The following is a 24,962-nucleotide window of genomic DNA, read 5'->3' as shown; positions in this document are numbered from 1 at the left end:
GACCCCACTTAAGTGGTTCAATGAATTCACAAAAGTCGATGCCGCTCGCCGCCTTTCATCCAGCCGTCGCCGCCTGGTTCGGAAACACGTTTCCGGAGCCTACGGCCGCGCAGATCGCGGCGTGGCCCGCCATCCGCTCAGGCCGGCACACCCTCGTCGCCGCACCGACCGGTTCGGGCAAGACCCTTACCGCCTTTCTCTCGGCGATCGACATGCTGGTACGCGAGGGCGTGCGCGAGGGCGGGCTGCCCGATCGCACCACCATCCTCTACGTGTCGCCGCTCAAGGCGCTGTCCAACGACATCCGCATCAATCTCGAGGCACCGCTGGCCGGGATTCGCGACGAACTGCGTAAGCAGGGCCTGCCCGATCTGGAGATACGCACGGCCGTCCGCACGGGCGACACACCCTCGTCCGATCGCGAGCGCATGAAGAAGCGCCCGCCGCACATCCTGGTGACCACGCCCGAATCGCTGTACGTGCTGCTCGGGTCCGCGTCGGGTCGCGCGATGCTGGGCAACGTGCGCGAAGTGATCGTCGACGAGATTCATGCGGTGGCTGCGGGCAAGCGTGGCAGCCATCTCGCGCTGTCGCTGGAACGCCTGGCGTCGCTGGCGCAACGGCGGATCACCCGCATCGGCCTTTCCGCCACGCAGAAGCCGATCGAAGCGGTCGCCGCCTTCCTCACCGGCAACAGTAACGAAGACTGCGCGATCGTCGACATCGGCCATACGCGCAAGCGCGATCTCGCGCTGGAAGTGCCACCGGTGCCGCTCGAGGCGGTGATGTCCAACGACATGTGGGAGCTCGTCTACAACCGGCTCTCGAACCTCATCGAGCAACACACCACCACGCTGATCTTCGTCAATACACGGCGCATGGCTGAGCGCATCGCGCGACATCTGTCCGAGCGACTCGGGCGCGACGCGGTCACTGCGCATCACGGCAGCCTGTCGCGCGAGCAACGACTGGATGCGGAGCAGCGCCTGAAAAAGGGCGAGCTGCGTGCGCTGGTCGCCACCGCCTCGCTCGAACTCGGTATCGACATCGGCGACATCGACCTGGTCTGCCAGATCGCCTCGCCACGCTCCATCGCCGCCTTCCTGCAGCGCGCCGGACGCGCAGGCCATGCCGTGGGCGGCACGCCGAAAGCGCGTCTGTTCCCGACCTCGCGCGACGACCTCGTCGAATGCACCGCCTTGCTCGACTGCGTACGCCGCGGCGAACTCGATACGCTAGTGATACCGCAACAGCCGCTCGACGTACTCGCCCAGCAGATCGTCGCCGAAGTGGCCTGCCAGGAATGGGACGAGGATGCGCTGTACGACCTCGTTCGCCGCGCCTATCCGTTCCGCGCACTCAAGCGCGAGACCTTCGACGAAACGGTACGCATGCTGGCCGAGGGCTTCACCACGCGCGTCGGTCCACGCGGTGCGTACATCCATCGCGATGCCGTGAACAAGCGCCTGCGCGAGCGTCGCGGGGCCAAGCTTACCGCCGTGACCTCGGGCGGGACGATTCCCGAAACCGGCGACTACAACGTCCTGCTCGAGCCGCAGGCCATCGTGGTCGGCACGGTGAACGAAGACTTCGCCGTGGAGAGTCTCGCCGGCGACGTGTTCCAGCTCGGCAATCGGTCGTACCGCATCATGCGCGTCGAGATGGGTCGCCTGCGCGTCGAGGACGCGCAGGGCCAGCCGCCAAACATTCCGTTCTGGCTCGGTGAGGCACCCGGTCGCACCGATGAGCTGTCGATCGGCGTGGCGCGACTGCGTGCGGAGATCTCCGAGCGGTTCGATGAGGGCGGCCGCGAGGCGGCGCTCGCCTGGCTCACCGGTGAACTCGGCCTGGGCAAAGCCGCTGCCGAGCAGGTCGTCGACTACCTCTTCCGTGCACGCGCAGCGCTTGGCGCGCTGCCCACGCGCGACACCCTGGTGATGGAGCGCTTCTTCGACGAGTCCGGCGGTACGCAGCTGATTATCCACACGCCCTTCGGCAGCCGCATCAATCGCGCCTGGGGCCTCGCCCTGCGCAAGCGCTTCTGTCGCAAGTTCAACTTCGAACTGCAGGCCGCGGCCACCGAAGACGCGATCGTGCTCTCGCTGTCCACCAGCCACAGCTTCCCGCTGGACGAGGTCGCACGTTACCTGCACTCGAACACCGCCGAGCATGTGCTGATCCAGGCGCTGCTCGACGCGCCGCTGTTCGGCGTGCGCTGGCGCTGGAACGCCACCACAGCGCTGGCCCTTCCGCGCTTCAACGGCGGCAAGAAGGTAGCGCCGCAACTGCAGCGCATGAAGAGCGAAGATCTCCTTGCCACCGTGTTCCCGGACCAGGTCGCCTGCGCCGAGAACCTGGTCGGCGAACGCGAAGTGCCCGATCATCCGCTGGTCAACCAGACCATCGACGACTGCCTGCACGAAGCGATGGACTGCGAGGGACTACTCGCCATCCTGCGCGGGCTGGAATCCGGCGCCATCCGCATGATCTCGCGCGATCTCGCCACACCGTCGCCCCTAGCCGCCGAAATCCTCAACGCCGCACCGTACGCCTTTCTCGACGACGCACCGCTGGAAGAACGTCGCACGCAAGCCGTGCAATCGCGCCGCTGGAGCGATGCCGAGAGCGCGGACGATCTCGGCCGCCTCGATGCCGAGGCGATTGCCTCAGTGCGCGACGAGGCCTGGCCCGAGGCACGCGGCGCCGACGAAATGCATGAAGCCCTCATGTTGCTTGGTGCCGTGACCGCAGGTGACGTCCGCGAGCATCCGGCATGGGCCGGATGGCTGAAGGCGTTGGCGAAGGACGCGCGCGCGACCCTGCTGACCCATGGCGATGTGTCGCTATGGGTCGCCGCCGAGCGCCTGCCGACATGGCGTGCCATCCATCCCGGCACAGCCATGTCACCGGCGATCGCCGCGCCGGCAGAGTTCGAGGCACAGGCCTGGACGCCCGAGGTGGCCCTGATCGACATCGTCCGCGGCCGCCTCAGCGGCCTCGGTCCGGTGACTGCCCGCGTGCTCGCTAGCTCGCTCGGCGTGGAGGGCAGCGACCTGGATCTCGCCCTGACCTCGCTCGAAACCGAAGGCTATGTCATGCGCGGGCCCTTCTCGCCAGGCACGACCGAGGTGGAATGGTGCGAGCGCCATCTGCTCGCGCGGATCCATCGCTATACGATCGGCCGCCTGCGCCGTGAAATCGAACCGGTCGCACCGCGCGACTTCATGCGTTTCCTGCTCGATTGGCAGCACGTGACGCGCGGCACCCAGGTCGCCGGTCCCGACGCGCTGGCGGGCGTCATCGCGCAACTCGAAGGCTTCGAGGCGGCCGCGGGTGGCTGGGAATCCGAGCTGCTGCCGGCCCGGGTCAGCGACTACAGCATCGGCTGGCTCGATGACCTCTGCCGCGCCGGTCGTGTGGTCTGGAGTCGACTGCGCCTGGGCACCGGCAGCGGCGGTCCGGTGCGCTCCACGCCGATCGTGTTGTTGCCCCGGCGCCAGTTGCCGATCTGGTCGGCCGCGGCGCCCGCCATCACCGACGAACTGCCGTTATCGTCGCGTGCTCAGGCCGTCGCCGATGCGCTGCGTGACGAGGGCGCACTGTTCTTCGACGAGCTCGCGACCAGCACACGGCTGCTTCGCACCGAACTGGAAGATGCGCTCGGCGAGCTTGTCGCCGCTGGCCGGGTAACCGCGGATAGTTTTGCTGGTCTGCGCGCCTTGTTGCTGCCTGCGTCCAAGCGCAACGGCAGCCGCCATCGTCGGACGCGCCGGCAGCTGATGAGCGGCATCGAGGATGCGGGGCGCTGGTCGCTGGCGCGTCGGCCGACCGAACAACGCAACGATGCCGATGGGCTCGAACACATGGCACGCACGCTGCTTCGCCGTTACGGCGTGGTCAGCTGGCGCATCCTCGAACGCGAGGCCGCGTGGCTCCCCGCGTGGCGTGATCTGCGGCGGGTCTTCCACCGTCTGGAAGCGCGCGGCGAGATTCGTGGGGGCCGATTCATCGACGGTCTTGTGGGTGAACAGTTCGCCCTTCCGGAAGCGCTGCCCGCCCTAAGGCAGATCCGTCACCGTGAGCACGACGGCGAGATCGTCTGCATCGCGGGGACCGATCCGCTGAACCTGGTGGGCACGATCATCGCCGGTGCTGCGAAGGTCCCGGCCGTGCTCGGTACGCGCATCGCGATCCGCGATGGCATGCCGCTGGCGGCGATGATCGCGGGGAAGTTCGTGACGCTGATGCCGCTGGAAGGCGATGACGAGCGGGAAGCGCGTTCGGCGTTGCAGCGGCATGCGACGTTTCCTGTCGCGATGTCGTATTGAAGCAAGAGCTTCAACGCAGCTGCACATCCCCCAGCACCCAGATCTTCGGACCCGGCTTCCCGGTAATCACGAAGCACAGGTCATGCACACCTTCGCGCTTGGGCAGGATCCCCTGCAGCGTCGCCCGCCCATCCTTCGCCTTGTCCAGCGCAATGGTCGAGATCTTCGGGCCGTCGCACGAATCCTGATGGATCTCGATTTCGCCGGCACGTGAACGCGCCTTGCGCGAGACGATGCCCACTGTGTCCTTCCATAGCGCGTAGTTGTACGGCAGGCGGTCCACCGTCACGTCCACGCCGTAGCGTCCGTCGAGCTTCACACCCTTCCACACCCAGCAGGTGTTCATGATGTCGACCTTGTACACGGGCCGGACGCCATTGACCGCGTCCGGCGACTCGATACGCAGCACGAGCTTATCGCCGCAGGTGTCGAGCTGGTCGCTGCTGCGACGCAGGAGCGACTTCGCGTCGATGGCGTTCTCACGCGGGCCGGCGAGCGCAAAGCCGTTGTCGAAGCTGTTCGCACGGACCGTGGTCGGCAACGGCACGTCGAACGGCGTGGTATAGGCCGTGGACTGCGCGCTCGGCGAGGTGCCATCCGTGGTGTAGCGGATCGTGCCGTAGCCGGTCTGGCTGGACAACGTGATCTTCGCCTTGTCGCTATCGGTGGCCACCGCGTCGATGGCTACCGCATAGGCGCCATCGGCGGGCACGATACCTGCCGCGCGATAGCGCGACATCTCCGCCGGCAGGCGCGCGACGAAGCCGTTCCAGTCCGCGGTCGGCGACCACGTGCGCTCGGCGAGCGCCGCGATACGCGGGAAGACGGCGTGCTGCGTGCGGTACCAGTTCGGCAGGTACTCGGCGAAGACCGTGACCTGTGCACCGAGGACATGACTGGCCTTGTCGGCGGCGATGTCCTTCGGCACCGGATCGAAGTCGTAGACCATCTTCAGCGTCTGCACCTGCGGGCTGCCCGGCTGCTCATCCGGCAGGGTGGACTGCAGGCGATCCAGGTACAGCGTCGGCGACGGCGCCATCACCACATCGTGGCCGGCGTTGGCCGCCTTGATCGCGCCCTTGGTGCCACGCCAGGACATCACCGTCGCGCTCGCCGGCACCTTGCCGTCGAGAATCTCGTCCCAACCGACGATGCGGCGGCCGTGCTGGTCGAGATAGGCGCCGATGCGCTCGACGAACCAACCCTGCATCTTCTCTTCGTCGTCGATGCCGAGCGACTTCATCTTGGCCTGGACGACCTTGGAATGCTCCCACTCGTCCTTGGCCGCCTCGTCGCCACCGACGTGGATATACGTCGACGGGAAGATCGCCATCAGTTCGTCGAGCACGTTCTGCAGGAAGGTAAACGTGCCATCGTCGACGTTGAACAGCGCCGTGTTGACGCCCCAGTCCGTCGAGACACCGAGCTTCTTGCTCCCAGCGCCAAACTGCGGGTAGGCGGCGACGGCGGCCTGCGCGTGGCCGGGCATCTCGATCTCAGGCACCACGGTGATGTGCCGCTCGGCGGCATAGGCGACGATCTGCTTCGCTTCATCCTGCGTGTAGAAGCCGCAGTACGGTCGCTCCGGATCGCCGGTGAGCGCGACATCGGGGCCGACCGGCTTGCGGCAGGCACCCACCTCGGTGAGCTTCGGATACTTGAGGATCTGCAGGCGCCAGCCCTGGTCGTCGGTGAGATGCCAGTGGAAGGTGTTGAGCTTATGCATGGCCATCTGGTCGAGCAGGTGCTCGATCTCGGTGACCGACTGGAAATGACGGGCGGAGTCGAGCATCAGCCCACGCCAGGCGAACCGCGGCGCGTCGACGATATGCACGGCGGGGACGCCGTTCTGCGATGCCGGGTCGGTCAGCAGCTGCCAGTACGTCACCGCGCCATAGAACAGCCCGGTTTCGTCGTTGGCGGCGATGCGCACACCGTTGTCGTTGACGTCGAGCGTATAGGCCTCGCGGCCCTTGGTGGTGGTGTCGGTGAGCAACACGATCGCGCCGTTGTGTGGCTTGCCCTCGACGATGGCGATGTCCAGGCCACGCGCCTGGCGGATCCAGCCCTGCAGTTGGGTCGCGACTTTCTTCGCGGCGGCGTTGCCGGGAGCGACGACGATCGAGGTCAGGGGATCGAGGCGGAAATGGCCGGGCAGGCGCTGCAGCGACGCGGGCTGGGGAATGAGCGAGAGCGGTGTGCTATCGACAGGACTGGCATCGTGCCTCGGCTGGCTGGCACAGGCGGTGAGGCCAAGGGCCATGGCGAGGAAGAGAGTGCGGCGCATCGATAGCTCCTACGGATTCGGGCAACCGCCCGATTGTGCCGGAAACGCACAAAAAAAAGCGGGCCCGATAATGGGTAGTCGGGCCCGTGGGGAATGAAGCTTCGAGGGGTTTGCGGCCATCCCTGGCCGCTGATCCATGACGCTTATCAGAGGTCGAAGTGCACCGAAGCCATGTAGCGGCGGCCGGTGGTGTACTTCGCGACCGGCAAGTCCTTCGTGCCGATGTATTGCTTGTACTGTTCGTTGGCGAGGTTCATGCCCGAGAGCGTGACCGAGATCTGCTTGTTGAACTTCCAGCCGATCGTCGCGCCGAGATCGGCATAAGCCTCGGTGGTTGCGGGCGGCGCACCGGCCACGTAGCCACCGGCGAGGTACGCGCTGCGCCAGTTGTAGTTGATGCGGGCACTGAACGGGCCGAACTCGTAGTACGGGCTGATCGAGTACGCGTTCTTCGAGTTGTACGGCAGCTGGCCACCGGAATCGAGCGTGCCCTTGGCGTAGGTGTAGTTCGCCGTGACACCAAACCCGGTATCCCAGAAGGCCTGCTGGAAGCTGACGTTGCCACCCCTGACCTTACCCGAGCCGACGTTGAGCGGGCGGGAGATGTCGTAGGTGCAGAAGCCGTCAGCCGTGCACAGGCCCGCCGCGAGTTCCTTGGCGAACTGCACCGGATCGGTAGAGGTCGCCGAGTTGAAGTGCTGCTCCTCGACCACGTCCTGGAAGATGTAATCGTCGATCTTCTTGTAGAAGCCCGTGATCGCAAAGTAGGACTGCGGTGCGAAGTACCATTCGCCGGAAAGCGAGTAGTTGTTCGACTTGTACGGCTTCAGGTCCGGGGTACCGCCTGAGCCGGTCAGCACCGTATCGTTGAGGAACAGGTTGTTGACCTGCATGTTGTACGGCGCGCGGGCGATGACCTTGGCGGCCGCGGCACGCAGGATGATGTCGTCGGTCAGGTCGTAGGCCACGTTGATCGACGGCAGCCAGTTCTTGCTGGTCTGCGACGCCTTCTGGTAGCTGCCGGCCGGAGCCGGAAGCACCGGTGCACCCGAGTAGTTGTAGCCGAAGCCATCGGTCTTGGTGTCGACGTAGCGCACGCCGAGGTTGCCGTGGAAACCGCCGCCGGCGAAGTTCAGCTGGGCGTAGGCCGCGTTGGTCTTCTCGATGAGCTTGTACGTGCCGTTGAGGAACGTACCCGGATCTTCGTTGCCGCCATTGGTTGCGCGGACCCAGGCGTACTGCTTGTCGGGATCGGCACTGACGTGCTCCGCAGAGCCGTCGTAGCCACCCACGCTGCCCAGGATGTTGGTCAGGCCGTTGGTGCCCAGATCGGCGAGCGAGGTCGGGCCGTTACCGCCGTAGACGTGCGCGTTCATGCCCTCTTCGTGACGATTCCAGCGATAGCCGACCTGGAGCTCGTTGAAGAAGTTGTCGAAGTACTTGCTGAAGTCGAGCTGCGCGTACGAGTCACGCGAGTTCGCGCTGTAATCGCCGTAGTTGCCGGGCCAGCCACCGAGTCCATCCGCGTCACCCATGTGCCAGTTGGCCGGGTTCTTTGCCGCCGCCGGGCTGTCGAAGTTGAAGCCGTGGTTGATGTCCCAGGTGTAACCGCCGGCGTACTGCGGCTCGATCACGGCCTGCGAGATATTGTCGTTGCGGGCCTTGCTGTAGCCAGCTGCGCCGCCGAGCTTCCAGCCGTCGCCGTCGTAGGTCGACTTCACGTCGAACGCCGAGGTGCGCACGACCGACTTACGGACGTTGCTGTCCATCAGGGTCGGGCCGATGGCCGGGCAACCCGGGTTGTCGTTGCCGCAGACGTGGCCGCCGGTGACGACGCCATTCGGGCCCTGGGTGAAGCTGGTCACGTTGCCCGGCGCGTTACCCGTGAACGGGTACATCGACTGGTTCCAGTTGTCGAAGTTCTCGCGGATGAACAGACTGTTGACGTCGATGTTCCAGTTATCCGCCGGCTTCAGCTGGAAACCGAGGGTGGCGGTGTCACGCTTGCGGTTCTGCTGGAACCACGCGGAGTTCACCTCGTCGGGAACCTGCGCGTTCGGGTTGAGCGAACCGTTAGCGATACCCGCCGCCACGGCGGGACTCGACGCCCACTTGGAGACCGGGCTGTAGCTGAAGATTTCCAGGCCCTGGCGGTCGATCTTCTCTTCGTAATGCTGAAGCGAGCCGATGATGCCGAAGGTATTGGACGTGTTCTTCCAGCTGTACAACGCCGAGGCGGTGGGACGCGAGCCGCCGCTGCCCTGGTCGTTGTAGTTCAGGCCGAACGAGCCGCGCACCGTGTTGGCCGGCAGGTCGAGCGGTTCCAGCGTATGCAGCAGGACCGTGCCGCCGAGGCTGCCTTCGGTCAGGCGCGCTTCGGGCGACTTGTAGATTTCCAGACGACCGATGATTTCCGGCGCGAGCATGGTGAAGTCGAAGCCACGGTTAGGCTGCGCACCGTACTGCCACGGCGTCTGCGAGATCGGCTGGCCGTTGAGGAAGGTAAGGTTGAGGCTGGGGTCGGTACCGTCGATCGAGACGCGGTCGCCCTGGCCGAACTGACGGTCGATCGTGACGCCCGGGATCTGCGTCATCGCTTCGGCGACGTTGGTGTTCGGGAACTTGCCGATGTCTTCGGCGGTGACCGCTTCGACGATGGCGTCGGCGTTGCGCTTGGTGTCGAGAGACTTCTCGAGACTGGCGCGGATGCCGGTAACGGTGATGCCCTCGAGCTGCTGGGCCTTGGCGGCTTCAGCTTTTTGCTGGGCGGTCTGCGGCTTCGCCGGCGGCGGCGTCGCGTCTTGCGCGGCGGCGATGCTGGTGACACAACAGAGTCCGGCGATGATGCTCGCCGTCAGCAGGTTTCTACGATGCGACATGGTGTCCTCCCCTCAGAGGATGTAGCAGTGACGGGTTTCGCGGCCGCGTCATGCTTCGTTGCTATCGAAGGGTCTTTCGACCCGGTTGTTGTACTGAGCCTGCGTTCCTTTCCCGCTCTTCAGTGAGCGTTCGAACCGTGCAGGTAGAGACCGGCGGCACCGATCACACCCAACTGTCCGTGGTCCATCAGACGTACCGGCACTTGCTGGAGAAAGGCGCGCATAACGCCCTTGTTGAAGAACCTGGTGGCGAAGCTGCTGGCGAGGAGGCGGTCGCGAACCTGGGGCAGGATGCCGCCCGCAAGGAACACGCCGCCGCGGGCGCCGTAGAGAAGGGCGAGATCGCCGACGAAGCTGCCGAGCAGGCCGCAGAAGACGTCCAGTGCTTCCACCGCAGCGGGATCGATCCCGTCGAGGGCGGCGCGCGTGACGGCGGCGGGCTCGGTCAGCGTCGCGGGAGTGCCGCGCAGCGTCGAAATGGCTTCATAAAGATGGACGAGACCCGGACCCGACAGGGCGGTCTCGTAGGAAACGTAGTCGCGGCCGCGGGACAGTTCACCGAGGATTGCGACTTCGCGCTCGTTGCCGGGCGCGAGGGAAATCTGGCCGGCTTCGGTCGGCAGCACGGTGGCGTGCGGCGAACCCGGCAGGAGGACGGCGGAACCCAGGCCCGTACCGGGGCCCATGACGAGGATCGGACCCACGGCCGGCGTGGCGGCGGTCTCGATGATCGGTGTGGTCTGGTGGTTCTCGAGAAACTGGCAGGCGTAGGCGACGGCTTCGAAGTCGTTGACCACGGCCAGACCGAGCAGGCCCAGGCTCTCGCGGATATCGCCGATCGAGACCGGCCAGGGCAGGTTCTCGTTGACGATGGCGTCGCCGAGCACGTAGCCGGCGCTGGCCACGGCGCAATGTTCGATGTGGTGCTGGCCATCGAGGCGGCTGACGAAATCCTGCAGCACGGCGGTCAGGCTCGGCCAGTCGGCGCAGGCATAGCGCTCGTAGCGAAGCACATCGATGGCGGTGGAGCCGGCGGCGCGACGCACCAGGCCGATACGGGCATGCGTTCCGCCCACGTCGGCGGCGATGAACGCCCCGGAACGCGAAGCACGCACGATTTCCCGTTGTTTGGCCGATTCGCCCACGCCCCGCCCCTTATGACTTTCCGTTCGTCGTCACATGAACTTTCTGTGACGCCCCTGATTTGAGCGGAGTCTGTGAGTCAAATGACAACGTTGTCAACAGGACAAATGGCTAGGACATCGCCCATTCCATCCTGCGCCGCAGCAGGAAACGTTTGCGGAGGACCGCGCGGGTCACCGATTCCCCGCGCGGCGCGGCCTCCGGCATGGGGAATGCATGGTCGATCAGGGGATTGACGCGCCGCGACATCGAAAGTCGCAAATGGATGCGAGGAAGCCAGGCCCGCGTAAAAAGCCAATTGACAACGTTACGCACACGAGTCAATAAAGGCGACAAATCGGGGTGTATCCGGCGGTGCCGCCGCGGGGATACCGAAAACAACACGAGGGGAAGCACCCATGTCATCCACCGCGGTCGGCGTCGACGAGACGCGACATTCCAGTCTGGTACCGATGATCATCATCGGTGTCCTGTTCTTCATTTTCGGCTTCGTGACCTGGCTCAACGGCCCGCTTATCACCTTCGTGAAGCTCGCTTTCAACCTGGACGACGTGAATGCCTTCCTGGTCCCCATGGCGTTCTACCTGTCCTATTTCTTCCTCGCCCTACCCTCGTCCTTCATCCTGAAGAAGACCGGCATGAAGAAGGGTATGGGCCTGGGCCTGTTCGTCATGGCGATCGGTGCCGTGCTGTTCGGCCAGTTCGTGACCATGCGCATTTATCCCGGTGCGCTGATCGGCCTGTTCGTCATCGGTGCCGGCCTTTCGCTGCTGCAGACGGCGTCCAATCCGTACATTTCCATCCTCGGCCCGATCGACAGCGCCGCGCAGCGCATCGCCTTCATGGGCATCTGCAACAAGATCGCCGGCGCGCTCGCCCCGTTCGTCTTCGGCGCCGTGGTGATGAGCAATATCGGCAGCTTCGACAAGCAGATCGCCGCCGCCGGTTCGCCGGGCGAGAAGGATGCCCTGCTCGCCGCGTTTGCCGCCAAGGTGCACATGCCATACATGGTGATGGCCGGCCTGCTGGTCGTACTCGCCATCTGGGTGGTTCGCTCCTCGCTGCCTGAAATCAAGCCTTCCGGCGCGAACTCCGAGCGTGCGATCGGCCATGCCAAGGGCAGCATCTTCAGCTTCCCGCATCTCTGGCTCGGCGTGCTCTGCCTGTTCGTCTACGTCGGTGTGGAAGTGATGGCCGGTGACGCCATCGGCACCTACGGCCAGGGCTTCGGCATGACGCCGGAGGACACTAAGCATTTCACCTCGTACACGCTGTTCGCGATGCTGCTCGGCTATATCGCCGGCCTCCTGCTGATCCCGAAGTTCGTCTCGCAGCAGAAGTACCTGGCCTTCTCGGCGGTCCTGGGCGTGATCTTCTCGATCGGCACCTACCTGACCACCGGCTACGCCGCCGTGGGCTTCGTCGCCGCGCTGGGCTTCGCCAACGCCATGATGTGGCCGGCGATCTTCCCGCTGGCGATCAAGGGCCTGGGCGCGCTGACCGAGTTCGGCTCGGCCTTTCTGATCATGGGCATCGCCGGCGGCGCGATCATCCCGGTGCTCTTCGCCCACCTGAAGCAGAGCCACGACTTCCAGGCCGTGTTCCTCTGCCTGATGGTCCCCTGCTACCTGTACATCCTGTACTACGGCGCCGCCGGCCATCGGGTCGGGCAGCACACCAAGGACTGACGTCCGCCTTCGCTACGTAACGGCCATCCGCTAGGATGGCCGTCTTGCTATTGAGGGTCCGAGATTGCGTAGCCCTACCATCAAGGACGTGGCCGAGCGGGCCGGCGTGTCGCTGAAGACCGTCTCCCGCGTCATCAACCACGAGCCGTCCGTACATGCGCGCACCCGTGACAAGGTGCAGCGCGCCATCGATGCCCTCGATTACCAGCCCGACCAGGCGGCGCGCAGCTTGCGCAGCGCCCGGACGTATGCGCTGGGACTCGTTTACGACAACCCGAATGCGCACTACGTCATCGCCATGCAGAACGGCGTACTGTCGGTGTGCCGGGAGCGTGGCTTCGGCCTGCAGATCCACCCCTGCGACTCGTCCGCGCCGAAGCTGGCCGAGCAGCTGTGCGACCTGGTGCGGCGAAATCGCCTCGCCGGCCTCGTGCTCGCCCCGCCGATGTCCGAACAACCACGGCTGCTGGCGACGCTGACCGAGCATAAGATCCCCTTCGTGCGGATCATTTCCGCCCGCCAGGATCCGAAGGACGGCTGGCCCTGCGTCTTCGTCGACGACCGCGATGCCGCCTATGCGATCACCGAGCACCTGATCCAGCTCGGCCACCATCGCATCGGTTTCCTCTGGGGCGGCAAGGAGCACCGCTCCAGCCCCGAGCGCTACCAGGGCTATGAGGATGCGTTACGCGAATACGGCCTGCCCGTGGACAAGAAGCTGGTGGTCGAAGGTGACTACTCCTTCGACGACGGCTTCCGCGGTGCGCGCAAGCTGCTCGCCCTGAAAGAGCCGCCGACAGCGATCTTCGGGTCGAACGACGAGATCGCCGCCGGCGTGCTCGCCGCCGCGCGATCGGGCGGTGTCGACGTGCCATGGGAGCTTTCGATTGCCGGCTTCGAAGACAGCCCGTTCTCGAAGCAATCGTGGCCAGCATTGACCACCGCACGGCAGAACACCGAAGAGATCGGTCGGCATGCGGCCCAACGTTTGATCGCGGAACTGGAACGCGAAGGCGACGAGCACATCATCGACAACGAAGGCTTCAGTCCCGATCTCGTCGTCCGCGGCTCGACGGCGCCTCGGCGGCTGTGAACCTTACGCAACTTGTCGGCGCAGGCGCCGTTGACTAAGTGCGCGTAGCGTAGATAATTACGACGGTTCAAGGATTTGAACCTCAGAAACAAAGCGCGCTGCAGGTGACATATAAGCGAGGTTCGCCCTCCACCTGCTTGGCGGTCAACTGTAGGAGCCGATTCATCGGCGAAAGGGGAGTCCCTCGGTCATCATCCGGCTGAGCGTTGCTCAAAGCCACTCCCGCCTCGTCACAACACGTTGCAAATCTCGAACGTCTTCGCGCCGGCACTTCCATGCTTGGGTCGCCGGTCAGGCGATCGTCATCACGCCAATGGCAGCAATCGCAACCGCCAATCCCGCCCAGTTGATCCACGACAACTTCTCGCGAAACGCCAGCGCGCCGGTCAGTGCGCCAAGCAGCACGACGCCGAGATTCATCGACGCGAACACCAGCGACGGATCGTCTGGTAGTGCCTGATGGCCGCGGATGTAGAAAAGGATGTTGGCGAAGTTAGCGGCGCCGAGCACGACACCAAAGCCGATGCTGCGCGGTGACAGTGATGCCTGACGTGTCACGGCGCGAACGATGACTGCGATCCAGCAGAGCACCAGGGCGATCAGGAACGAGGCGAGCAGGGCGCTGGGAAATGGCGCATGCGCCTGGGCGATCAGCTTGAAGCAGATATCGATGGCACCGAAGCCGGCGAACACCGCCAGCGGCGCAAGCCAGCCGGCACGTTCCATCCGTTCCTTGCGCCACAGGATGCAGGCCACGGCGACCAGCGCGAGGACGATGCCGAGGATCTTCAGCGGCACCAGGGCTTCGCCGAAGAGCAGGAAGGCCGCGGCGAGCGACAGGAACAGCGAAAGTCGCTGGGCCACGTCGGTGCGGACGATGCCAGCGCTGCTGACCGAGCGCGCGAGCATAACGAAGATGGCGGGAAGCAGGATGCCAAGCAGGATCAACGGTACGCGGGCATCGGACGCGAGAGCCGCTTGCGGTGTCGCGCCGAGGAGCCACATCGCGAGGCCGCGGCGACCTGCGTGGTAGGAGCCGATTCATCGGCGACGGGTGCTGGCGACCGCGTGACGACGCAGCGACCAAGACGCGCAACTCAGCGACCCAGCTGCGACGCCTCGCGCGCCAGCTTCTCGATGGCGGCGAAATCACCGGCAGCCAGCAGGTTGGCCGGCGTCAGCCACGAACCACCTACGCAAACCACGTTCGGCAGGGCGAGGAACTCCGCCGCATTGGCCAGGCTGATTCCGCCGGTCGGGCAGAAGGTGATCTGCGGCAGCGGGCTGGCCCAGGCGCCGATCAGCTTGCTGCCGCCCGCCGGCACGGCCGGGAAGAACTTCTGGAAGCGGTAGCCACGCTCGAGCAGGTTCATCGCTTCGCTCGATGTCGCCGCACCCGGCAGGAGCGGCAGATCGTGGTCGGCAGCGGCATCGAGAAGACGCGGCGAACTGCCCGGCGACACGGCGAACTTGGCACCAGCCTTATAGGCGGCCTCGAGATCGCGCGCGGTCAACACGGTACCGACACCGACGAAGGCGCCTTCCACTTCTGCGACGATCGCGCGCACGGCGTCGAGGGCAGCCGGCGTACGCAGGGTCACTTCGATCGACGGAATCCCGCCGGCCACCAGCGCACGCGCCATGCCGACGGCCTTGGAGGCGTCTTCGATAATCACCACAGGGACCACGGGCGCCAGGCGCAAGGTGGCTTCGACGAGTTGCTGCTTCGCTTCGTTGCTCATCAGGTACTGCTCCGGAAGATCAAAAGACGCCCGCACCGAGGTCGGCCGTGACGGCGGACTGGCGGAACATGGCGAAAAGTTCGCGACCCATGCCGGTGTGGTGCATGGCAAGGTCGACGGTGTCAGGGATGCGGCCGTTCCACTCGTCGGCATCGACAAGCACTTCGATCGTGCCGGCGACGGCGTCGAGGCGAACGAGATCGCCCGTGCGAATGCGTGCGATCGGACCGCCGGCTTCGGCTTCCGGCGTCACGTGGATGGCCGCGGGTACGCGGCCCGACGCGCCGGACATGCGGCCATCGGTGAGCAGGGCGACGCGGTGTCCGCGATCCTGCAGCAGGCTCAGCGTCGGCGTGAGCTTGTGCAGTTCGGGCATGCCGCGGGCGCGCGGGCCCTGGAAGCGAACGACGGCGATGAAGTCGCGGTTGAGCTCGCCGCGATCGAAAGCGTGCTTCACGTCATCCTGCTCGTCGAACACGATGGCCGGTGCCTCGATGATCATGCGGTCGTCGGGCACCGACGACACCTTGATCACGCCACGGCCGACATTGCCCGAGAGCATGCGCAGGCCGCCGTCCTGACGGAAGGGCTCGGTGATCGCGCGGAGTACGCCGCGATTGCCGCTCTCCTTCGACACACGCTCCCACGCGAGCGTGTCGCCCTCGAGGCGAGGCACATGGCGGTACGCCTCGAGCCCGTGACCCATGATGGTGTCGACGTCGCCGTGCAGCAGACCCGCATCGAGGAGCTGGTCCATCAGGAAGGCCATGCCGCCGGCTTCGTGGAAGTGGTTCACGTCCGCGTAGCCATTCGGATAGACACGCGCCAGCAAGGGCACGACCGCGGAAAGCGCGTCGAAGTCGTCCCAGCGCAGTTCAATACCGGCAGCACGCGCCATGGCGACGAGATGCAGCAGGTGATTGGTCGAGCCGCCGGTCGCGTGCAGGCCAACCACGCCGTTGACGATGGCGCGCTCGTCGACGATGCGGCCGATCGGCAGGTAATGATCGCCGAGGCAATCCGTGGCCAGCACGCGCTCCACGGCCGCCGCGGTGAGCGCCTCGCGCAGCGGCGTGTCCGGCGCTTCGAAGCTTGCGCCCGGGATGTGCAGGCCCATGATCTCCATGAGCATCTGGTTGGAATTGGCCGTGCCATAGAAGGTGCAGGTGCCCGAGCCATGGTACGAACGCGCTTCCGCATCGAGCAGTTCGGCTCGCGAGGCCTTGCCTGCAGCGAAGGCCTGGCGCACTTTCGACTTCTCTTCGTTGGGAATGCCCGAGGGCATCGGGCCCGACGGCACGAACGCGCTGGCGAGGTGACCGAAGCTCAGTGCGCCGATCAGCATGCCTGGCACGATCTTGTCGCAGATGCCCAGGTACAACGCACCCTCGTACATGTCGTGCGAGAGCGACACGGCCGTGGCCATGGCGATGAGGTCGCGCGAGAACAGCGACAGCTCCATGCCGGGCCGGCCCTGGGTCACGCCGTCGCACATCGCAGGGACGCCCCCGGCTACCTGCGCCGTGGCGCCGAACGTACGCGCGGTGGCGCGGATGCGCTCCGGATAGCTCTCGTACGGCTGGTGTGCGGAGAGCATGTCGTTGTACGAGGTGACGATGGCGATGTTCGCGGCGTGGCCGTTGCGCAGCGCATCCTTGTCGTTCTCGCCGCAGGCGGCGAAACCGTGGGCAAGGTTGCCGCAGGACAAATGGTGTCGCTTCGCACCCTTGCCGCGCGCGCCTTCGATCTTCGCCAGGTAGGCGGCGCGCGAGACATGGCTACGCTCGACGATTCGCTGAGTCACCTCGGCGAGGATGGGGTGGATGGTCATGGCAATTCCGCGTGGCTACGTAATGGGGTCGCCGGCCCCCGCCGGGCGACCCAGGCCGCGCGTATGCCGCGCGGCACGATGGCTTCAGTGATTCGGTAACGCGGTCTCAGGGCGACCAGAACACGTCGACGGCGGTACGGTCCTGCTTGAGCACCGCGGCGATCGGCAGGTCTTCACCGGCGATGGCCTTGTCGAGAATCGCCTTCTTGTCGTTGCCTTCGATATGCAGGTACAGCGCGCGGGTGTCGAGCACGCGAGGCAGGCTGAGCGTGATGCGCGGTTCACCGGCACCGTCGGCACGCATCGACAGCACGCTCTGCTTGCCGTCGAGGTCGAGTGCCTGGGCGAGATGGTCGCCGCCCGGGAAAAACGATGCCGTATGGCCGTCCGGACCCATGCCGAGCACGACGACGTCGAACGGCTTGCCGAGTGCGTCGACACGCTTGCCTACGTCAGCCAGTGCGGCATCGACATCGTCCGCATGCGCCTTGTCGAACAGCGGCAGGAAGGTGGCGACGTGCGCTTCGTGGGCGATCAGGTGCTGCTTGACCAGGGCCGCGTTGGAACGGTCGCTGCTTTCGTCCACCCAACGCTCGTCGACCAGCGTGATGCTGACCTTCGACCAGTCGATTTCCTGCTCGGCGAGCACGGCGAACATCAGCTTCGGCGTGCCACCGCCGCTCACGGCGAGGCTGGCCTTGCCGCGCGCCTTCACGGCGGCGTCGAGCTTGCCGGCGATGTCCTTGGCCAGCGTGTCGCCGAGGGTCAGGCGATCGGCGAATTCATGGCGATTCACTTTTGCGTTCATCAGGCAGCGTCCTCGGCCCAGGTACGGCCATCACGTTCGATGAGCGCCACGGCGGCGCTCGGACCCCAGGTGCCCGCGGTATACGGCTTCGGCGTATCGCCGCTGCCTTCCCACGCCTGGAGGATGGGGCCGGCCCAGTTCCATGCCGCCTCGACCTCGTCGCGACGCATGAACAGGGTCGGATTACCGCGCACCACGTCGAGGATCAGGCGCTCGTAGGCATCCGGTTGCTGGATGCCGAACGCCGCGGCGAAGCTCATGTCGAGCGGCACGTGGCGCAGGCGCAGGCCACCGGGGCCCGGATGCTTGATGGTCAGCCACAGCTTCACGCCTTCGTCCGGCTGCAGGCGCAGCGTCAGGCGATTGGGCAGCAGCGGACCGTTGGCGGGGTCGAAGATGGAATGCGGTAACGCGCGGAACGTCACCACGATCTCGGACACGCGGTTGGGCAGGCGCTTTCCGGTGCGCAGATAGAACGGCACACCCGCCCAGCGCCAGTTACCGATCTCCGCCTTGAGGGCGACGAAGGTCTCGGTTTTGGACTGGTCGCTGCCCAGTTCGTCCAGGTAGCCCGGAACACTCTGGCCTTCGGCCGCACCGGCGCGGTACTGGCCGCGCACGGTGAGCTGGCCGGCATTGCTCGCGTCGATCGGACGCAGCGAGCGCAGCACCTTGAGTTTCTCGTCGCGCACGGCGTCCGGTGCCAGCGACGACGGCGGCTCCATGGCGAGCATGCACAACAGCTGCAGGATGTGGTTCTGGACCATGTCGCGCAACGCGCCAGCACGGTCGTAATAGCCGGCGCGATGGCCCACGCCAACGGTTTCGGCGACGGTGATCTGCACATGGTCGATGTGCTGGGCGTTCCACAGCGGCTCGAAGAGCGCGTTGCCAAAGCGCAGCGCCAGCAGGTTCTGCACCGTCTCCTTACCGAGGTAATGGTCGATGCGGTAGGTCTGCGATTCGGTGAAGTACCCGGCCACCGCGTCGTTGATCGCGTTGGCGCTCTGCAGATCCCGACCGATCGGCTTCTCCAGCACCACGCGCGAGCGCTCGCCGTTGAGACCCAGCGAACCGAGGCGCTGGCAGATGTCGGTGAAGATGTCCGGCGCGGTCGACAGATAGAACACGCGGATGTGTGTGGGCTGCGCGGCCATCAGGGCGGAGAACTCGTCCCAGCCATCGGCCTTGCGGGCATCCAGCGAGCGGTAGCCGATCATCGCGATGAAAGCCTCGAGCTGGGCCTTCGCCACGTGGGCGACCCCCTTCTCGATGGCGCCGCGGACCTGTTCGCGGTACCCGGCGTCATCCAGGCCTTCACGCGCCACGCCGATGATCCGGCTGCTTGGCTGGATCTGGCCGTCGACGAACCGGTGATACATCGCCGGAAGGAGTTTGCGGACGGCGAGATCGCCGGTGCCGCCGAAAATGACCAGATCGAACGGCTCGATCGGCAGGAGTTGTGCGCTCACGACAGTGGCCTGTTCAACGTCGAGGGAAGATGCCACCGGATCGTACCAGTGACATACCAGGTCATACCAGCCCCGTACCAATCGCCGCGGCGTTTCGCCACCTTTGGCCGCACGATTACCCAACGGAAACGTTTCCATGGCCCATTTGGATCGTGCAAACGACTGTTTGAATCCGCCGGTGGTATGCGCGAACTTGCACGCGCTTGCCCCAGTGGTCGGGTATTGGTATCTTCAGGAAATGGAAATCGCCCTCGTCGCCGAATACCAGCGCCTGCAACACGACCCGGCTGCCCGGCTGCCGCTGGCGTACATGCGCCTGCGCCGGGCCATCCGTAACGTGATCGAGAACGGCGAGGTGCAGGTCGGCCACGCCCTGCCCAGCGAACGCGACCTGGCCCGGGCCCTCACCCTGTCCCGGGTCACCGTGCGCAAGGCCATCGGTGGCCTGGTCGAGGATGGCCTACTCACGCAGCGTCACGGTGCCGGCACCTTCGTCTCCGAACGCATCGTCAAGCCGCTCTCGCGGATGACCAGCTTCACCGAGGATCTCCGTGCGCGCGGCCTCAATCCGCGATCGGAGTTCTTCGAGCGCGCTATCGGCGAGGTCACGCCCGAGGAATCCATGGCGATGAACCTGTCGCCGGGCACCCAGGTGGTGCGCCTGCATCGCCTGCGTTACGCCGGCGACGAGCCCCTGGCCATCGAGCGCAGCGCCGTGCCGCTGTCGCTCCTGCCGGACCCGAGCCTGGTCGAGGACTCGCTTTACGAGGCCCTGGACAAGCTGGGCAACCGCCCGCTGCGTGCTTTGCAGCGGTTGCGCGCCGTGGTCCTCGGTCCGGCGCAGACCCGCTTGCTCCGCCTGAGCGCCGGCAGTGCCGGTCTCAGCATCGAACGCCGCAGCTTTCTCGACGACGGCCGGATCGTCGAATTCACCTGTTCCTGGTATCGCGGGGACATCTATGACTTCGTCGCCGAACTGCAAAGCGACTAACGAGCCAACCAGACCATGACGATCCAGCCGCAAGACACCCTGATGTTCCGCGAAGCGCACGAGACCGCCGAGGTCGTCGAGCGGCAACTCGCCAACAACGAAGCCGTGATCGGTGCCCTGGCCGAACGCCTGCGGGCCACGCCGCCACGCATGGTCATCACCTGCGCACGCGGAAGCTCGGATCACGCGGCGATGTACGCCAAGTACGTGTTCGAGACCCAGCTCGGTGTCGTCACCGCGTCGGCCTCGCCCTCGGTCACCTCGATCTACCACGCCGCGCAGCGCCTCGATGGCGCGCTCTACGTCGCCATTTCGCAGTCGGGCAAGAGCCCCGACCTGGTGCGCAATGCCGAGGCCGCGAAGAAGGCCGGTGCGTACGTGGTCGCCCTGGTCAACGTGGTGGATTCACCCCTGGCCGATGTCGCCGACGTGGTCGTGCCGCTGCATGCCGGCCCGGAAACCAGCGTCGCGGCGACCAAGAGCTACCTGGGCGCGTTGTTCGCCATCCTGCACATCGCCGCGCGCTGGAGCGGCAAGGCCGAGATCGCCGATGCGCTCACCGCGCTGCCTGCCCAGCTTCGTCATGGTTGGGACGCTGACTGGTCGGCACTGACCGACGGCCTGGTGGACGCGCACAACCTGTTCGTCGTTGGTCGCGGCTTCGGCTTCGCCGGCGCCCTCGAGGCGGCGCTCAAGTTCAAGGAAACCTGTGGCCTGCATGCCGAGGCCTTCAGCGCGGCCGAAGTGAAGCATGGCCCCATGGCCCTGGTCGGCCCGCATTTCCCGGTGCTGTTCTTCGCGCAGAACGACGACACGCTGCCCGGCGTACTCGACGTGGCCGCGGAGTTCCGCAAGCGTGGTGCCAAGGTCTGGGTCGCCGCGCCGGGCGCCACGGGCGAGGACATCCTTCCCCTGGTCGCCACCGCCCCGATCGCCGCAGTGCTGGTCACCGTGCAGAGCTTCTATCGCGCCACCGCCGCGCTCGCGCTGCGCCGTGGCTTCAACCCCGACGTCCCGCCGCACCTGAACAAGGTGACGGAAACCGTCTGATCTACGGAGTTTCCTCGTATGACCATCGCCCTCGTCAACGGTCGCGTCCTTACCGATAACGGATTCCAGGGTGGTTTCGCCGTCCTCATCGACGACGGAAAGATCACCGGGCTCGCGCTGCCGTCCGATCCGCGCGTGCGCGCGGCGGAACGCCACGATCTCGGCGGCCACAGCCTGCTGCCGGGTTTCATCGACTGCCAGGTCAACGGCGGCGGTGGCGTGCTGTTCAACGACGCGCCCACCGTCGAGGCGATCCGCACGATCGGCGAGGCGCACGCGAAGTTCGGCACCACCGGCTTCTTGCCCACCTTGATCAGCGACGATGCCGAGGTCATGGCCAAGGCCATCGACGCCGTCAACGAAGCGGTCGCCCAGGGCGTGCCGGGCGTGCTCGGCATCCATCTCGAAGGTCCGTTCATCGCACCCGAGCGCAAGGGCGTGCACGATCCGGCCAAGTTCCGCATCGCCGATGCGAGCGATGTGGCGATGGTCGCGCGCCGCCACGGCGGCGTGACCCTGCTCACCCTTGCACCGGAACGCGCCAGCGCTGCCGTCCTGCAGGAGCTGGTCGCCAACGGCGTCATCGTTGCCGCCGGGCATACCGCGGCGGACTACGACACCACCCGCAACGCACTGGCCACCGGCATTCGCGGCTTTACGCACTTGTTTAACGCGATGACACCGTTCACCAGCCGCGAGCCCGGGGTGGTCGGCGCGGCACTCGAGGACCCGGCCAGCTGGTGCGGCCTGATCGTTGACGGCCACCACGTGCACCCGGCGTCCCTGCGCGTCGCCATCGCGGCGAAGGCGCGCGAGAAGATGATGCTGGTGACCGACGCCATGCCACCGGTCGGCTCGGACGATCCCACCTTCGTGCTCAAGGGCGAAACGATTACGGTGAAGGACGGCGTCTGCCAGACCGCCGATGGCACGCTGGCTGGTTCGGCGCTCGACATGGCCACCGCCGTGCGCAACACCATCAACATGGTCGGCGTGCCGTATGACGAGGCCGCCCGCATGGCTTCGACCTACCCGGCCGCCTTCCTCGGCCTCGGCGCCACCCACGGCCACATCGCCGCCGGTTATCGCGCCGACCTGGTCGTTATGGATGACAACCACGAGGTCGTCGAGACCTGGATCGGCGGCGTGCGCGTCGTCGGCTGACGCCGGCTCAGTTGTTAAATCCGCGTGACATGAACCCGACGGCCCGCTAGAGTGGCGCCGTTCGGGTGTCCCGACCGGCGGTCGCTGGAAGGGATGAAACGGGAAGCCGGTGCGTCGCCTCGCGACTATTCCGGCACTGCCCCCGCAACGGTAAGCGACAGGAAGGCCTGAAGGTCTTTACGGGAACCGGCCAAACGCCACTGCGCAAGCGGGAAGGCGCCGGGTCCCGCCACGGCAGGTGGCTGACGCAAGTCCGGAGACCGGCCCGATGCATTCGCCTCGCGACTATCGCGGGGCGTTTTCTGTTGGGCGATTCGCGGAGGGCGAATCCGGACAGCGTTCCGGGTCGATCCGTGCCCGCATGCCGTTCGCCGTTTGTCCTCCGCGTCGCCTCTAGCGATGCATTAAGGAAACGGCTCCATGAAGAAGACTCTGCTCGCGATGGCCCTGCTGTCGTCCATCGCCGCCGCCCACGCGGCCGACGCTCCCGCTGACCGGCTCGACCCGGTGGTGGTTACCGCCAACCGCGCAGCGACGCCGCTGGATGAAGTGCTCGCCCCGGTCACGCTGATCACCCGCGAGGACATCGAGCGCCTGCAGCCGGTCAGCGTGCAGGACCTGCTCACCGGCCTGCCGGGCGTGGTCATCGCCAACTCGGGCGGTATCGGCCAGCAGACCTCGCTGTTCATGCGCGGCACCAATTCCTCGCACACCCTGGTCCTGCTGGACGGCGTGCGCGTCGGCACGGTCGGCGCCGGCATCCCGGCCTACGAGCAGCTGCCTGTCGACCAGATCGATCACATCGAGATCGTCCGTGGCCCGCAGTCCAGCCTGTATGGCTCCGACGCCATCGGTGGCGTCATCCAGATCTTCACCCGCCACGGCCAGGCCGGCGAAGCGCCGACCCCGTCGCTCTCGGTCACCGGTGGCAGCCACGGCTACACCGACGGCCAGTTCGGCCTCTCCGGTGGCACCCAGCACAGCTGGTACAACGCCAGCCTCGGCGGTCAGTACACCTCGGGCATCAATGCCTGCCGCGTTGGCGCGGGCGATGTGTTCAAGGGCTGCTTCACCAACGAGCCCGACCACGACGCCTATCGCACCTACAACGGCGCGCTTTCCGGCGGCTATCGCTGGGATGACGGTACCGAGCTCACCGGCAGCTGGCTGCGTAGCAAGGGCGACATCGAATACGACGGCGACTTCCAGAACCTGACCCGCCGCACCCAGCAGGTCGCTGGCACCAAGCTCGCCTTCAACGCCCTGGAAAACTGGCGCATGTCGATCAGCCTGGGCCAGAACCAGGACCGCGCCGACAACTACCTCAACGGCGCCGACAAGACCCTGGACTTCGTGAACTACGGCGTGGACAAGGCCCGCGTGGGCTACCTGTACTCCAAGCGCAACCAAGCCTCCTGGCAGAATGATGTCACCCTGGCCCCGGGCCAGACCCTGAGCATCGGTGTCGACTACCAGCAGGAAAAGCTGAAGAGCGACACGGATTACCTCAAGGACACGCGTGAGAACACGGGCGTGTTCGCGCTTTACCAGGGCATCTTCGGTGCCAACGAGATCCAGCTTTCGGCGCGTCACGACCACAACAATCAGTTCGGCAACCACACCACCGGCCAGGCGGCGTACGGTTTCCGTTTCGACAACGGCATGAAGGTCACCGCCTCCTACGGCACCGCGTTCCACGCGCCGACCTTCAACGACGAGTACTACCCGTACGGCGCGCCGGTGAACCTGAGCCCGGAGAAGTCGCGCACCGCCGAAATCGGCCTGTCGGCCCGTCCGGGCGTCTGGAACTGGGCGGTCAATGCCTACCAGACCCGCGTGGACGACCTGATCGGTTTCGACGCGAACTTCCTGCCGATCAATGTCAGCAAGGCGCGCATCCGCGGGCTGGAAGGACAGCTGGGCGCGGACGTGGACGGCTGGCACCTGCGTGCCTACGGCACCCTGCAGCAGCCGAAGGACCGCGACAGCGGCGACGAGTACAACAACCTGCTCGCCCGTCGTCCGAAGCGCACGGCCCGACTCGATGTCGACCGCGACCTCGGCGCCTTCACCCTCGGTGGCTCGGTCTATTCGGCGGGCTACAGCTACGACGACGCGGCCAACACCACCCGCCTGGGCGGTTACACCACCGCCGACGTGCGCGCGACCTGGCACGTGGACAGCGACTGGAGCGTGCAGGGTCGCCTGGCCAACGCGTTCGATCGCCACTATGAGACGGCGGCGTACTACAACCAGCTGGGGCGGACGTATTACCTGACCGTGCGGTATTCGCCGGCGCGTTGAGGTAATACCCATCGCCGCTGAAGCGGCTCCCACAGGAGAACGGCCGACCTCGTGCAGGTGGCATGCTTTTGTGGGAGCCGATTTATCGGCGATTCCCTAGAGATTTGCATCGATACAAATGAACGCAACACCCCTGCCTTCCGGCAGGGCCCCGACTAAAGGCACACGCGACGCCGACGCTC

The 24,962-nt window shown here is 65.9% G+C and carries 15 protein-coding genes and 1 riboswitch; of the genes, 7 read left to right on the top strand and 8 right to left on the bottom strand.

The genetic code is table 11. The annotated features are described in order from the left end of the window. Positions 1 to 38 precede the first annotated feature (38 nt). On the top strand, positions 39 to 4,328 hold the full coding sequence (locus AC1DYM_RS07615) for a DEAD/DEAH box helicase (RefSeq protein WP_477337471.1): 4,290 nt from the start codon (positions 39 to 41) through the stop codon (positions 4,326 to 4,328). Between the two features lie 10 nt (positions 4,329 to 4,338). On the opposite strand, the gene AC1DYM_RS07610 is transcribed toward AC1DYM_RS07615, so the two are convergent. The 3 genes from AC1DYM_RS07610 to AC1DYM_RS07600 form a co-directional block, all read right to left on the bottom strand. Beyond that, positions 4,339 to 6,615, bottom strand: coding sequence for a family 20 glycosylhydrolase (locus AC1DYM_RS07610; RefSeq protein ID WP_477337371.1), 2,277 nt, complete (start codon positions 6,613 to 6,615; stop codon positions 4,339 to 4,341). A 146-nt stretch (positions 6,616 to 6,761) separates the two neighbouring features. Beyond that, complete coding sequence (locus tag AC1DYM_RS07605; protein WP_477337370.1) at positions 6,762 to 9,494, bottom strand: TonB-dependent receptor; 2,733 nt, start codon at positions 9,492 to 9,494, stop codon at positions 6,762 to 6,764. A 119-nt stretch (positions 9,495 to 9,613) separates the two neighbouring features. Beyond that, a complete protein-coding gene (locus tag AC1DYM_RS07600; RefSeq protein ID WP_477337369.1) occupies positions 9,614 to 10,639 on the bottom strand; it encodes a glucokinase in 1,026 nt (341 codons plus the stop codon). 396 nt (positions 10,640 to 11,035) lie between these two features. Here AC1DYM_RS07600 and AC1DYM_RS07595 point away from each other — a divergent pair, with 396 nt between their 5' ends. Together AC1DYM_RS07595 and AC1DYM_RS07590 are read left to right on the top strand one after the other, a co-directional pair. Beyond that, positions 11,036 to 12,325, top strand: a complete 1,290-nt coding sequence (locus tag AC1DYM_RS07595) for a sugar MFS transporter (protein WP_477337368.1) — start codon at positions 11,036 to 11,038, stop codon at positions 12,323 to 12,325. A 64-nt stretch (positions 12,326 to 12,389) separates the two neighbouring features. After that, positions 12,390 to 13,418, top strand: coding sequence for a LacI family DNA-binding transcriptional regulator (locus AC1DYM_RS07590; RefSeq protein ID WP_477337367.1), 1,029 nt, complete (start codon positions 12,390 to 12,392; stop codon positions 13,416 to 13,418). A 291-nt stretch (positions 13,419 to 13,709) separates the two neighbouring features. Here the strand turns inward: AC1DYM_RS07590 and AC1DYM_RS07585 are convergent, their stop codons facing one another. From AC1DYM_RS07585 to zwf, 5 genes are all read right to left on the bottom strand, one after another. After that, on the bottom strand, positions 13,710 to 14,423 hold the full coding sequence (locus AC1DYM_RS07585) for an EamA/RhaT family transporter (RefSeq protein ID WP_477337366.1): 714 nt from the start codon (positions 14,421 to 14,423) through the stop codon (positions 13,710 to 13,712). A gap of 92 nt (positions 14,424 to 14,515) precedes the next feature. Then, positions 14,516 to 15,160 (bottom strand): bifunctional 4-hydroxy-2-oxoglutarate aldolase/2-dehydro-3-deoxy-phosphogluconate aldolase, encoded by a 645-nt coding sequence (gene eda / locus AC1DYM_RS07580; protein WP_477337365.1) that lies wholly within the window; start codon positions 15,158 to 15,160, stop codon positions 14,516 to 14,518. A gap of 19 nt (positions 15,161 to 15,179) precedes the next feature. Continuing rightward, positions 15,180 to 16,991 (bottom strand): phosphogluconate dehydratase, encoded by a 1,812-nt coding sequence (edd, locus tag AC1DYM_RS07575; protein ID WP_477337364.1) that lies wholly within the window; start codon positions 16,989 to 16,991, stop codon positions 15,180 to 15,182. A gap of 106 nt (positions 16,992 to 17,097) precedes the next feature. Next, the gene (pgl, locus tag AC1DYM_RS07570) at positions 17,098 to 17,799 is read right to left on the bottom strand and encodes a 6-phosphogluconolactonase (RefSeq protein ID WP_477337363.1); all 702 of its coding nucleotides are present in this window, start codon (positions 17,797 to 17,799) and stop codon (positions 17,098 to 17,100) included. Continuing rightward, positions 17,799 to 19,271 carry a glucose-6-phosphate dehydrogenase gene (gene zwf / locus AC1DYM_RS07565; RefSeq protein WP_477337362.1) on the bottom strand — a complete coding sequence of 491 codons (1,473 nt, stop codon included), beginning with the start codon at positions 19,269 to 19,271 and terminating at the stop codon, positions 17,799 to 17,801. The genes pgl and zwf overlap by 1 nt, the downstream gene beginning before the upstream one ends. Before the next feature lie 238 nt (positions 19,272 to 19,509). On the opposite strand from zwf, the gene AC1DYM_RS07560 reads away from it, so the two are divergent. The 4 genes from AC1DYM_RS07560 (at position 19,510) to AC1DYM_RS07545 (ending at position 24,780) form a co-directional block, all read left to right on the top strand. Next, entirely contained in the window at positions 19,510 to 20,262 is a 753-nt protein-coding gene (locus AC1DYM_RS07560) for a GntR family transcriptional regulator (protein WP_477337361.1), read from the top strand. A gap of 15 nt (positions 20,263 to 20,277) precedes the next feature. Further along, on the top strand, positions 20,278 to 21,312 hold the full coding sequence (locus tag AC1DYM_RS07555) for an SIS domain-containing protein (RefSeq protein WP_477337360.1): 1,035 nt from the start codon (positions 20,278 to 20,280) through the stop codon (positions 21,310 to 21,312). An 18-nt stretch (positions 21,313 to 21,330) separates the two neighbouring features. Continuing rightward, positions 21,331 to 22,476 (top strand): N-acetylglucosamine-6-phosphate deacetylase, encoded by a 1,146-nt coding sequence (gene nagA, locus AC1DYM_RS07550; protein ID WP_477337359.1) that lies wholly within the window; start codon positions 21,331 to 21,333, stop codon positions 22,474 to 22,476. A gap of 46 nt (positions 22,477 to 22,522) precedes the next feature. Next, positions 22,523 to 22,759: riboswitch (cobalamin riboswitch) on the top strand. A 137-nt stretch (positions 22,760 to 22,896) separates the two neighbouring features. Continuing rightward, entirely contained in the window at positions 22,897 to 24,780 is a 1,884-nt protein-coding gene (locus AC1DYM_RS07545) for a TonB-dependent receptor domain-containing protein (RefSeq protein WP_477337358.1), read from the top strand. Positions 24,781 to 24,962 lie beyond the last annotated feature (182 nt).

Source organism: Luteibacter sp. P1_D3, from assembly GCF_056406135.1.
The sequence above is the reverse complement of the archived record's forward strand: the minus strand, read 5'-3'. Positions and strand labels throughout refer to the sequence as shown.